At 40.5% G+C, this 12,275-nt stretch carries 11 protein-coding genes; 3 read left to right on the forward strand and 8 right to left on the reverse strand.

Features of this window, described 5'->3' with window-relative positions; all coding sequences use genetic code 11:
- Positions 1 to 34: 34 nt before the first annotated feature.
- Positions 35 to 1,597 (reverse strand): murein biosynthesis integral membrane protein MurJ, encoded by a 1,563-nt coding sequence (murJ, locus tag C9J51_RS11295; RefSeq protein ID WP_181314819.1) that lies wholly within the window; start codon positions 1,595 to 1,597, stop codon positions 35 to 37.
- Between the two features lie 207 nt (positions 1,598 to 1,804).
- Between murJ and rpsT the strand changes: the two genes are divergently transcribed.
- Together rpsT and C9J51_RS11305 are read left to right on the forward strand one after the other, a co-directional pair.
- A complete protein-coding gene (gene rpsT, locus C9J51_RS11300; protein WP_045036056.1) occupies positions 1,805 to 2,065 on the forward strand; it encodes a 30S ribosomal protein S20 in 261 nt (86 codons plus the stop codon).
- Positions 2,066 to 2,214: 149 nt separating this feature from the next.
- Complete coding sequence (locus C9J51_RS11305) at positions 2,215 to 2,832, forward strand: DUF502 domain-containing protein (protein ID WP_045036055.1); 618 nt, start codon at positions 2,215 to 2,217, stop codon at positions 2,830 to 2,832.
- A 119-nt stretch (positions 2,833 to 2,951) separates the two neighbouring features.
- Here the strand turns inward: C9J51_RS11305 and nhaR are convergent, their stop codons facing one another.
- The 3 genes from nhaR to nhaA all read right to left on the reverse strand — a co-directional run bounded on the left by nhaR (position 2,952) and on the right by nhaA (position 5,354).
- Positions 2,952 to 3,836 (reverse strand): transcriptional activator NhaR, encoded by an 885-nt coding sequence (gene nhaR, locus C9J51_RS11310; protein ID WP_045036054.1) that lies wholly within the window; start codon positions 3,834 to 3,836, stop codon positions 2,952 to 2,954.
- Between the two features lie 119 nt (positions 3,837 to 3,955).
- Complete coding sequence (locus C9J51_RS11315) at positions 3,956 to 4,195, reverse strand: hypothetical protein (RefSeq protein ID WP_045036053.1); 240 nt, start codon at positions 4,193 to 4,195, stop codon at positions 3,956 to 3,958.
- A gap of 1 nt (position 4,196) precedes the next feature.
- The gene (gene nhaA, locus C9J51_RS11320; RefSeq protein ID WP_045036052.1) at positions 4,197 to 5,354 is read right to left on the reverse strand and encodes a Na+/H+ antiporter NhaA; all 1,158 of its coding nucleotides are present in this window, start codon (positions 5,352 to 5,354) and stop codon (positions 4,197 to 4,199) included.
- 515 nt (positions 5,355 to 5,869) lie between these two features.
- Between nhaA and C9J51_RS11325 the strand changes: the two genes are divergently transcribed.
- Positions 5,870 to 7,012 (forward strand): Na/Pi symporter, encoded by a 1,143-nt coding sequence (locus tag C9J51_RS11325; RefSeq protein ID WP_045036051.1) that lies wholly within the window; start codon positions 5,870 to 5,872, stop codon positions 7,010 to 7,012.
- 125 nt (positions 7,013 to 7,137) lie between these two features.
- Here the strand turns inward: C9J51_RS11325 and C9J51_RS11330 are convergent, their stop codons facing one another.
- From C9J51_RS11330 to rppH, 4 genes are all read right to left on the reverse strand, one after another.
- Positions 7,138 to 7,989, reverse strand: a complete 852-nt coding sequence (locus C9J51_RS11330; RefSeq protein WP_045036050.1) for a thymidylate synthase — start codon at positions 7,987 to 7,989, stop codon at positions 7,138 to 7,140.
- Positions 7,990 to 8,090: 101 nt separating this feature from the next.
- The gene (locus C9J51_RS11335) at positions 8,091 to 8,894 is read right to left on the reverse strand and encodes a sulfite exporter TauE/SafE family protein (RefSeq protein ID WP_045039513.1); all 804 of its coding nucleotides are present in this window, start codon (positions 8,892 to 8,894) and stop codon (positions 8,091 to 8,093) included.
- A 37-nt stretch (positions 8,895 to 8,931) separates the two neighbouring features.
- Positions 8,932 to 11,190, reverse strand: coding sequence for a phosphoenolpyruvate--protein phosphotransferase (ptsP, locus tag C9J51_RS11340; protein ID WP_045039512.1), 2,259 nt, complete (start codon positions 11,188 to 11,190; stop codon positions 8,932 to 8,934).
- A 44-nt stretch (positions 11,191 to 11,234) separates the two neighbouring features.
- Entirely contained in the window at positions 11,235 to 11,759 is a 525-nt protein-coding gene (rppH, locus tag C9J51_RS11345) for an RNA pyrophosphohydrolase (protein WP_045036047.1), read from the reverse strand.
- Between the last annotated feature and the right edge of the window lie 516 nt (positions 11,760 to 12,275).

Genomic DNA, 12,275 nt, shown 5'->3' on the forward strand with positions numbered 1-12,275 from the left:
AGCTGGTGAATTATATACTACTCAGCGGTTTCAATCAGCTCTCTGCTCGAAGATGGTGCGGACGAACACCCAAAATAATGGCGCATAACAAATAAATACCACTTCCGCCTAAAATCAAGCCAAATAGCCATAGAATACGTTCAAGCAAGTGGAATGCTAACCATTGATCCGTTGTAGGACTAAACCACAATAAACCACTCACCATCACCACACCAGCAATGGCTAATCGCAACACAAACAACAATGTCTGACGACTAACACAGTAAATATTTTCTTTATGTAAACCTCGGTATAATAACCCTGCATTTAGCAATGCTGATAATACACTTGCAATCGATAAACCGACATAACCATAAAATGGTGCAAAGATACCGTTAAATACCATATTGCTAACCATGGCAATAATACCAATTTTTACTGGCGTTTTGGTATCTTGACGGGCGTAATAACCCGGCGCAAAAATTTTAATCAACATGTAGTTAAGTAGGCCAGCAGACACAACCCACAATGACATCGCAGTTTGATTAACGTCATACAGGTCAAACTCACCACGCATGAACATCACCATTAACATCGGTTTGGCTAAGGTGATCATGCCGAGCATCGCAGGGATACCCAAGATCAACACCATTCGCACACCCCAATCCATGGTATCTGCGAATTGTTGGGGTGATTTATCAACATGTTTACGCGACAAAGCAGGCAGGATCACCGTCGCAATCGCAATACCAAACAGACCAAGAGGAAACTCTAATAAACGATCAGAATAATATAACCAACTGATTGAACCTGTCATTAGGAAACTCGCAATCAACGTATCAAGCAATAAGTTAATTTGAGTCACTGAAACACCAAACAGAGCCGGTAGCATCAGTTTCCGTATTTTCGTCACCCCAGGGTCATTCCAGCCCCACTGTGGACGAACTAGATACCCTTCTCGATATAAAAATGGCAATTGAAAACAAAACTGCACTAAACCACCGATAAATACCCCAAGCGCTAAACCAATTTCAGGTTTAGCCAAGTGAGGAGCAATAAACACCGCACACCCGATAATGGCGATATTAAGAAACACCGGTGTAAACGATGAAATGGCAAACTTACCGAGCGTATTTAAAATTGCGCCAGATAACGCCACAAAGGTGACAAACCACAAATAAGGAAAAGTGATTTTAAGTAACAAACTGGCTAATTCGAATTTTTCAGCGCCAGGCGAAATGTTATGCATCCAATCCCAAAACCAACCAAAACCAAATAATGCCGTTACGACACCAGAGCCTAATACACCCAACAATGTCACGATGGTGACAATACCGCCTAACGTACCTGCGGCACGCGCAATCAATAATCGAGTTCGATCAACATCACCCGCAGCATGGTATTCAGTTAAAACTGGCACAAAGGCTTGTGAAAAAGCCCCTTCGGCAAAAAGGCGACGTAAAAAGTTGGGAATTTTGTTGGCAAAGAAAAAAACATCGGCCGCAGCCCCTGCTCCCATTAGGTTAGCAACTACCACATCGCGCACTAAACCTAGCACGCGAGACACTAAAGTCATGGCACTAACTACCATTCCAGAGCGTAAAAGACGCTTACTCACAAAAAAACCTCATAAAAGATGTTCAGAAAGGTGACTTCTGAATCGAAATACTGGTAAAATCTGTCGCCATATTAACCGTGTTAATCCGCAAGTGCCAACTAGATTGGTATGGCGGTTATTTGCACGAATCATTTGACAATGATTAAGATTAAGGGCATAGTCCTCGGCCTTAAATTGTCACCATACCAAGATTTGGGAGTTACACCCTTGGCAAATATCAAATCTGCTAAGAAACGTGCACTAACTTCAGAAAAACGTCGTCAGCATAACGCTAGCCGTCGTTCTATGATGCGCACTTTCTTCAAGAAAGTAATTATCGCTATTGAAGCTGGTAATAAAGAAGCTGCAACACTAGCTTACGCTGAAATGCAACCTGTTCTAGATCGCATGGCTACTAAAGGCCTGATCCATAAGAACAAAGCTGCACGTCATAAAGCTCGTCTAACAGCGAAAATCAAAGCTCTTTAATTTTAATTAATGAGTCTAGATTAAAAAAAACCGACCTTAGGGTCGGTTTTTTTATGTCTATTCATTGCCCATTGCCTATAAAACTAGCATTTCAATATTGAATATTACTAATTTTATAACTGACTTTATTTTACATCTTCGAGCATAAAATGAAAAAAACGCTGTTACGCGGCTTGTTCAATGTCCTGCCGCTAGTATTAAGTATTTGGTTATTCTGGTCACTTTTTGAGTCATTAGATGAAGTCGGCAATTTTTTATTTGGTTTAGTTCACATTACCGAACTCTTTAAAGGTGCTGGTTTTTTACTCATTCTGATCTTATTGTTTGTGGCTGGGCTACTTTTTTCTGTTAGTCCTATCGCATGGCTCTATGATTTTGTTATTCGTCAGTTGATGCGATTTCCGTTTTTTAAGACGGTTTATAGCAGTATTAATGATATTGCCTCACTAATGAGTAGTGACAATAAAAATAAAAGTCAGCAAACCGTGCTAGTGCATCAAGCTAATAATACTTACGTCGTTGGCTTTATTATGGCTAACGAGACTCCTGAGCCACTATCAAACGCATTACCAGACGGAGATTGGGTTCCGGTGCTATTTCCACTTAGCTATCAAATAGCAGGCATTACAACGCTAGTAAAACGGGAAGACTTAACCATCGTTGATTGGTCATTTGAAGATGCAATGCGTTATAACTTAACCGCAGGCATTTCAGTATCAGCAAAAGATAAAGAAGAGAAAGAGAAAGAGAAAGAGAAAGAGAAGTAAGCAACAGACCACGCGACAAACGAACACAAACAATTGAATTGTAATATATAGAAACAACGATTAACGCCTTATTATTCTTTCTCGCTAAAAATATATAAGGCGTTGATAAGTGATAAATATTAAAACAACGTACTAAAATCTGCGGCACAAATACGTTTTACGGCTGGATGCATGATCATTCGCTCAGCAAAAATAACAAAATATTCATCACAAATATCCGTCACTCGCTTTACTTCATAAAGGCGACTATTGCTAGTCAATTCATCGGCATAAATAGACGGCGCGATAAACATCGATTTATGATAACAAGCAAACGCCTTCATCAAAGCCGCATCATCAAATTCACCCAATATATTTGGCGTAATACCCTGTTGATCAAACCATTGATGCAATTTGCGTCCCATTGCAGAACGTCGACTTGGCACCAATAGCTTATAATCTTCAATACAAGCAGGAAAATCAGCATCAGATAAATCATCAGTGCAAAAGAAACTCATTGCAGATTCACCCAGCTTTTTACTGTATATACCAGGATTTTGAGTCGAACTAACTGAACAATCAGATAAGATCATATCCAATTTATGTTGTGATAGTTGCTCTAACAACATTTCGTGGGTCGATTCAAAACAGCTTAATTGGATCCGTTGATCGCTAGGAATTCCCTCTAACAATACTTGGCTCACTAACCGTTTTGACAACGCATCAGCAACCCCAACTTCAAATAATTGGTTATCACGCTGAGTATAATTAATACGATCGAGCATTTGATAGCTTAAATCAAACATCTTATCCGCATATTTAAACACTAATTGACCAAGCTCTGTTGGTTCAATATTACGGCCAACACGTTTAGTTAACTTACCTTTAAGACGATCTTCTAATGATCGAATTTGGCCTGTCACCGTTTGTGGCGTCAGAAATAATGCATCAGCCGCTTTTGTTACTGAGCCTTGCTTGCAGACCATCCAAAAATAATAAAGATGGTTATAATTTAAGTGAGACATTTACCGCTATTTTAAATAAAAAAACCCAGCGACAAAGCTTACGCTGTGCCTCTGGGCTGTTCAATGCTTAGCTACATAATTTACAATAAAATCAAACCGAGATCGTATTTAAACCATACTTAACGTTGCTGTCGTTCTAAATTACGTACTCGCTCGCCACCTCGTTGCTCTAAAGCTCGTTGACGAAATGTGCTTTCTTGTACTGTCGTCGTATCTACAGTTGCGGCTTTAGCATCATTAATGCCTTGCAAATATGCTTGGCATACTTCAGAACGCTCGCCATTAACGCACTGCGGATAATTAGCAGCAACACTCGGTAGTGAAAATAAACACGTAAGAATAACTAGCAACGTTTTCATATTACACCTCTGATTTAGGTAATGTTTTACTTAACATGATGTAACCGACAATCGCCGCGACGGTAGAACCCAATAAGATTCCAAGTCGAGAGTAAGTCGCAAAGCTTTCATCAGCACCAACAAACGCCAGTGATGAGATGAAAATCGACATTGTAAAACCGATACCACATAACACGGATACGGCAAAAATATGTTTAAAGTTAATCCCATCAGGTAGTTTTGCAACGCCTGTTTTAACGGCAAGAAAACATGCAGTAAAGATGCCAACAGGCTTACCAATAAATAATCCCGCCGCAATACCAACAGGTAACATCGATGATAAACTGGCTAGTGACACACCTGTTAATGAAATACCCGCATTAGCAAATGCAAATAATGGCAAGATTAAGAAGGCGACATAAGGATGTAATGCGTGTTCAATCGTTTTAAGGGGCGAATGAGTATCTGCACGGCCCTCTTTACCGGCTAATGGCACGGCAAAACCTAACACCACACCCGCTAATGTGGCGTGAACACCTGATTGCAGTACGCTGAACCACAAAATAGCACCAACAATTAAGTATAATGGAATACTAGTGATGTTCTTCAGATTCATAACGACCAATGTCGCTGTCGAGATAAATGCCACGGCTAACGCGAGTGTTGATAAATCTGAGCTATAAAATAAAGCGATGATCACAATTACGCCTAAGTCATCAATAATAGCCAACGCTAATAAGAAAACTTTTAAGCTTACTGGTACACGGTTACCCAATAGCGCCATAACACCTAACGCAAAAGCAATATCTGTTGCCGCAGGAATCGCCCAGCCTTTCACCGCCATCGGATCGCCGTAATTAAATGCGGTATAAATTAATGCAGGAGCAATCATGCCGCCAACGGCCGCAATCGCAGGGAAAATAGCTTTTTCTTTGGTATTAAGCGCGCCTTCAATAAGTTCACGCTTAACCTCTAATCCAATTAAGAAAAAGAAAATAGCCATCAGACCATCATTGATCCAATGTGATACTGATAATCCTGCAATATAGCTATGTAACGTATTGGTGTATAACGATGCCAATGGCGAGTTAGCAATAACCATTGCTATTAATGCCGCGATTATAAGAATAATACCGCCAGCAGATTCTAATTTTAGAAATTTACGAATAGCATCGGTCATCAACCGTTACTCCTTTAACTATATTATTCACGCGATCCAAGCACCCCTAACTTATAGGTTAGCTAAATACTTGGTCATCTCAATTAAATTTAGTGTAAACGTCAGACTAACAAACTGAAAAATCGTTTGTATGGATAGAAATACTCGGAAAAACCGAAGAGTTATAGAAATAGCACTACTATATCCGCACTGTTAATTTATCTGAATACATTAAATTTATACTAAAAACAAAATAAAACGTAAAATTTTACTTTTAATACGCATATTTTTATAATTTTTATCGCTAAAAACAAAATCTATTAAAAACCAATTAGAAACAATCTACTAGGGCATATTAATGCAACCTGACATTGTGTAATTTAATCGGTTGCCTTCTCATTTCCCTGACAAACCCCAAACAAATATTCATTTATGACACTCAGTGTAATATTTCTGAAATATAACCAAACTACTATTCACGCAGATTTCAACAAAATGACACCAAAACGACATATTCCTGTCATGGAGAAATGATTATGACAACCCAAGCCACTACTGCTGCATCTAAGTTCAGCTCTATGCGTTGGGTCCGCTGGGCCAACCTAGCGTTCATGCTATATTTGTTACTCGTTGCTGTATCGATGGTCAGCGGCGGCTTTAAATGGTCTGTAGGCGAGCAAGCAAAAACACTCTTTGAATTTGCCTCTCACCCCGTAGCCGGCTTAATGATTGGTTTAATTGCGACCGCGCTTATTCAATCATCAAGTACGGTAACCTCAATTATCGTTGGTCTGGTTGCAGGTGGTTTACCTGTAGAAACAGCAATTCCAATGGTGATGGGTGCCAATATTGGTACTACATTAACAAATACATTAGTTAGTTTAGGTCACGCACGTTGTAAAGAAGAATTCCGCCGCGCATTTGCAAGTGCGACGGTACACGATTTCTTTAACTTATTAGCGGTTGCCATTTTCCTTCCATTGGAAATGATGTTTGGCATTCTTGATAAGTTATCAGGTTGGTTAGTTTCACCGTTTTTAAAAGCCGGTGACATGAGCATGAACGGCATGGATTTCATGAAGCCGTTAACGCAACCCGCTGTTGATTTAGTAAAAGGTCCACTAGAAGTATTTGGTCATAACGGTGGTTTTGGTCTAATCGTTCTAGGTATTGCGTTAATTTTTGTCTCTATCACGCTAATGGGTCGCCTAATGCGAGGCCTAATGGTAGGTCGTGCACGTGATATTCTAAAGAGCGCAATCGGTCGTGGTCCACTACATGGTATTGCTTCAGGTACAGCGGTAACGGTTCTAGTACAGTCATCATCAACAACAACAAGTTTGATGGTACCGCTAGTGGGTACAGGTGTATTAACAGTCCGTGAAGTTTACCCGTTTACCCTTGGTGCAAACATCGGTACGTGTATCACCGCACTACTAGCAGCCACCGCAGTATCAGGTGATCATTCAGTGTTTGCACTACAGATTGCACTGGTACACTTATGCTTTAACGTGTTAGCGACAGTATTGATTTACGGCGTACCGTTCTTACGTGAAATTCCACTTAAGTGCGCGTTCTTCCTTAGCGATTTAGCAACGAAGAACAAAGCGGCTGTTGCGGGTTACCTTGGCCTAGTATTCATTGCTATTCCAGGTTCAATCCTAGCGTTTACGGTTTAATCGTAACGCACAAAATATAAAGCACCGTTAACTAAAAAGCCCCACACAAGCAATTGTGTGGGGCTTTTTGTTGTTCTAATAATTAAACCTTAATCAGATCAAACTATTACACTTTTAATTTAAAACTAGACTGAAAATGGGTATTGAATTGGCGCATGATGCTCATAACCAACCACTTCAAAATCATCTAACGTTACCCATGTTTCTAAATCTTCTAATGAAGTGATCTTAGGGTTAATAATCAATTGAGGTGATGCAAACGGTGTTCGAGTTAATTGCTCATCACGCATTAATGGCAATTGATCTTCGTAAATATGGGCATTAATAATTTTATGGTAAGCCTGACCCGGTTTGTTACCCGTAATTTGCGCCATTAACGCTAACAACGTAAACACTTGAACTTGGTTAAAATTAAGCCCTAACGGCACATCGCAAGAACGTTGAGCACTGGTGAGATACAAGGTATCCCCTAACAATGAAAACGTGTGGGTATGCATACATGGACGCAAACAACCCATATCAAACTCACCTGGATTATAAAACGTCAGAATTTCACCACGATCATCAATACCTTTGGTTAAATCATCAACAATCTTTTTTAGTTGATCGATGACGGTACCATCGGCTTTTTGCCAGCGACGACCTTGAACACCATAAACGCGCCCCATATCATCGGCGCCTTTACGGTACGGATTATTCAGCCATGCTTGGTTATCATTGGCATTGGCATTCCACGTATTACAGCCAATAGCACGAAACTGAGCGGCATTGTCATAACCACGCAGGTAACCTAACAATTCCGCAATCGCAGCTTTCCAAAAACTTTTACGGGTAGTAATTAAAGGAAACTGATTATTCGCAACATCATAGGTTAAATCAGCATTAATCACTGTCAGGCAACGTTTGCCAGTTCGTTCATTTTCAATCCACACACCGTCATCAACGATCCGCTGACACAACGCCAAGTACTGTTTCATTTGTCCTACCCGTTAAATTAATGACGCCCAGCAAAAGCTAGGCGTCTAAAGTCGTTACTCTTAATTCTATCAGAAGATAGCCCACTTAAATCTAGTCGATATCAACTCAAGAACATTTTAATACTGATAATAAGTAGCAGTACCGCAAACAACTTTTTCAGCGTCGCAGTAGGTAAACGCGTCACCAATGCTGCCCCATAGCGAGAGGTGATCATTGAGGTGGCAGCAATCCCAACTAATGCGGGTAAATAAACATAGCCCACACTGTATGCGGGTAAATTCGCACTACCCACACCCGCAAAAATAAAGCCAATCATGCCTGAAATAGCAATCAGAAAACCGACTAACGATGCTGAGCCAATAGCACGACGCATCTCAACCCCAAAATAACTCAAATACGGTACCGTTAATGAGCCACCGCCAATACCCGCTAAACTTGATAATAATCCAATCACACCACCACCAACAGCAGATGCCAATGCACTAGGCAATGGTCGAGCATGCGTTACGCGTAGTGATAACATCATTTGTAATGCTAATAACAACACAATTACCGCAAACACTTTGGGTAAATATTGCGCAGGTACTAATTCAGCCACCACACTGCCACTGAGTCCACCAATAATAATCCCGGGAGCTAGCACTTTAACCACGGATAAATCAACATTACCCAATCTAAAATGATTACGAGCAGAAGCCATTGAGGTCATAACAATACTCGCTAGTGACGTTGCTAGCGCAATATGCATTAACATTGATGGCTCAATACCTACTTGGGGTAACAACCACACCAAAGCTGGCACAACTAATAAACCACCACCAATACCCAATAATCCAGCTAATAAACCCACTACCGAGCCTAAAATTAAGCACATCGAAAACAGCCACATTACACTTTCATGCATGATAATTACCCATTATTTCTTTCACAATAAACCGCCATTATTTATTACCAGCACGAATAAAGCCGCCAAGCTGATGTTGTTCGATAAACAATGTTGTTAATTTACGGACGTCATCAGCAACATCGACTTGTAACACTTGAGTGGCCAATGATGTCATATCAGCACCATTAATATGCCGTAAAATATATTTAATTTTAGCGACATTACGCGCATTCATACTTAACGAGCGATACCCCATCCCAACGAGCAACAAAGCACCAACAGGATCACCCGCCAATTCACCACATACGCACACAGGCAGTTGATATTTTTTAGCACTATCAACAATGTGCTTTAACGCATGTAAAACTGCCGGATGCAATGCATCATAAACATTCGCAACCCGCGCATTATTACGATCAACCGCTAATAAATATTGGGTTAAATCATTACTGCCAACAGAGATAAAATCAACTCGTCCAACTAAAGCATGCAATTGATATAACATTGACGGTACTTCAATCATGATCCCAATTCGAGGTTTATGCAGCTGTTGTCCTGCCGCTAATGCCGTTTGAGCCACATCAGTATACGCCCGTTCAATAATGGCTTTAGCATCATCAAGTTCATTGATTCCCGAAATCATCGGTAACAAAATATCTAAATTAGTCAGCCCAATGCTGGCTCGCAGCATCGCACGTACTTGAATCATAAATATTTCAGGGTGATCAAGCGTAAACCGAACCCCACGCCAACCAAGAAACGGGTTATCTTCTTCAATGGATAAATAAGGCAATGGTTTATCTCCACCAATATCTAACGTTCGCATCACTACGGGTTGATCGGGGTAAGTGTGCAAAATTGCGCGATATTGGTTAATTTGTTCTTCTTCAGAGGGAAAGCTGCGTTGGAGCAAAAACGGAACTTCAGTGCGGTATAAACCGACGCCATCAATGCCTTTGTTTAATGCTAAATGTGAATCAGCACTTAATCCGGCATTAATATGTACCATGATTCGCTGCTGATCTTTGGTGACGGCATGTTGCTGTTGATCGCATTCGACGATCTTTTCAAGCTCATCATCTTCACGTAATAAACGGCGATATTCAGCCAACACATGACGATTAGGGTTTACCAATAAATCCCCGCGATAACCATCCACCACCACCAGGTTGTTGTGTACAGTTTGAGGTGTAAAATCGACCCCCATGATGGTAGGAATACCTAATGCGCGCGATAAAATAGCAGCGTGAGAGTTAGCCGCACCTTCTTGAGCAACCACTGCTGCCAATTTACCTGCGGGTACAGTGGCTAACATTGCTGCCGTTAATTCACGGGTCAACAAGACAATTGGTTCGTCCCATTGTTGTTCATTGGGTTTATCATCACATAAAAAATATAACAGCCGTTGCCCTAACTCTCGAATATCACGAGCACGCTCTTTAAGGTAAAGATCTTTCATGTTGGCAAAGCGATTAGAATACGTCTCGACCACTTGTCGCACCGCCCACTCAGCTTGATCACCGCCATCAATGTGAGCTTTAAGATCAGTACGTAGTAACGGATCATTCAGTAAATGGCTAAATAAATCAAAAATAGCGAGGGTTTCTTTTTGTAAGTCGCTATCAAAACGTTTTCGTAATCGCCGAAATTCTTTACCCGCTGAATCTATCGCTATAGTTAATCGTTCTTGCTCTGCATTGATATTCAAACATGATGCGGGCGCAACATGCTCTAATAATGGCTGAGTGTCATCCCACCACGCTTTTGCAATCGCGACCCCAGTTGATGCAGCAGAACCCGTTAAATGAAGTCGATTACCTTTCTCAAACCACATTCCTTGTGCTTTAGCATGCGCTAAAATGCCCGCCAACTGAGCCGCTAGCGTAACTAAAAAAGATTCTTCACTTTCAGTAAATTCACGTTGTTCGCGTTGCTGGACAACGATAACACCAAGGACTTGGCGTTGATGAATAATAGGAGTACCAAAAAAGGATCGAAAAGATTCCTCTCCGATCCCTGGTAAATGTTTAAAGCGGGGATGTATTCGAGCATCAGCTACATTTAATGGCTCAGCTCGTTGACCCACTAATCCCACTAACCCTTGATCAAAGCGCAAACTGATACGTCGCCGAGATTTATTCAACCCCTGTGTCGCCATCAAGGTATAAACCTGACGCTGATGATCAGCAATGTACACCGAACAACAGTCGGTTTTCATTACCTGAGTAGTGTTTGATACCAATTGATCCAATGCATCAATCAATGTGTGAGCGCTGACAACCTTGTCAACAATTTCTCTTAGCTGTGTCAGCATAACGAGCCTTTAATTGTTCCCTGTGAGCCAATAACCTCTATTTGCTAGCTGCGCTTATTTTTAATGCGCTTAAATTTACGTTCTTTCCATTCTTTAAATGGCATAGCAACAGCAGCAAACTCCTTTAATGCTCGACGATATACGTCACGCTTAAAAGAGACAACTTGCCTTACTGGGTACCAATAGCTTACCCAGCGCCAACCATCAAACTCTGGTGTTACACCACGCTGCATATTGACCTTGGACTCATCGCATTCCAAACTCAGCAAAAACCACTTTTGCTTTTGACCGATACAAACAGGTTTTGAATCCCACCGCACAAGACGCTTCGGTAATTTATAACGTAACCAGTGTCGGCTTGACGCAATTATCCTGACATCTTTTTTGGTTAATCCTACTTCTTCATACAATTCACGGTACATAGCTTGTTCAGGGGTTTCACCTTCATCAATGCCACCTTGCGGAAATTGCCAAGAATGTTGTCCATATCGTCGAGCCCAAAATACCTGGCCATGGCCATTGCAGATAACGATCCCTACATTAGGGCGGTATCCATCGCCATCAATCACTGGACGACCTCAAGTATAAATATCTATTAATAGTGATTTTTTCATAGTAGACGTGATCGGTAAACAAACATTCATCAATATCGCAGAGTTTTACCCAATTTAAACACTATTCTGGATAACTTTGCACAATGGCTACTTTACCAACAGTCAAGTGAGACATGTCCCACATTTATTCACTCTTTCTGTGGATAGATTTGTGCAGAAACCTAAAAAAAGCCGATTTCGACAATAAACACATCTTTATAAATCAATAATAATCGTTAGGTAAAAAAATGTTTTCCACATATAAAACATAAGGATAAAATAAAAAATTATCTATAATAAATTAAAATAAATATAACTTTCACATAACTAAAAAACGATCGGTTAAATATCAACCAATAATGCCATTACCCACAATATCGCCACCATAGCGGTGAATAACACCACACCACAATGGTTATTTTTACAGCTAATCACTGTATGAATACTCAGTTATGCTGTAATAAAATATTTTTAAAAAAAAAGCTGTGGATA

It is taken from the genome of Photobacterium iliopiscarium (assembly GCF_003026395.1).
Taxonomy (GTDB): Bacteria; Pseudomonadota; Gammaproteobacteria; order Enterobacterales; family Vibrionaceae; genus Photobacterium; species Photobacterium iliopiscarium.

Coding starts and splice junctions, on each gene's coding strand:
- C9J51_RS11305 (WP_045036055.1), top strand. CDS start 2,215: ATGAAAAAAACGCTGTTACGCGGCTTGTTCAATGTCCTGCCGCTAGTA.
- nhaR (WP_045036054.1), bottom strand. CDS start 3,836: ATGTCTCACTTAAATTATAACCATCTTTATTATTTTTGGATGGTCTGC.
- C9J51_RS11315 (WP_045036053.1), bottom strand. CDS start 4,195: ATGAAAACGTTGCTAGTTATTCTTACGTGTTTATTTTCACTACCGAGT.
- nhaA (WP_045036052.1), bottom strand. CDS start 5,354: ATGACCGATGCTATTCGTAAATTTCTAAAATTAGAATCTGCTGGCGGT.
- C9J51_RS11325 (WP_045036051.1), top strand. CDS start 5,870: ATGACAACCCAAGCCACTACTGCTGCATCTAAGTTCAGCTCTATGCGT.
- C9J51_RS11330 (WP_045036050.1), bottom strand. CDS start 7,989: ATGAAACAGTACTTGGCGTTGTGTCAGCGGATCGTTGATGACGGTGTG.
- C9J51_RS11335 (WP_045039513.1), bottom strand. CDS start 8,894: ATGCATGAAAGTGTAATGTGGCTGTTTTCGATGTGCTTAATTTTAGGC.
- ptsP (WP_045039512.1), bottom strand. CDS start 11,190: ATGCTGACACAGCTAAGAGAAATTGTTGACAAGGTTGTCAGCGCTCAC.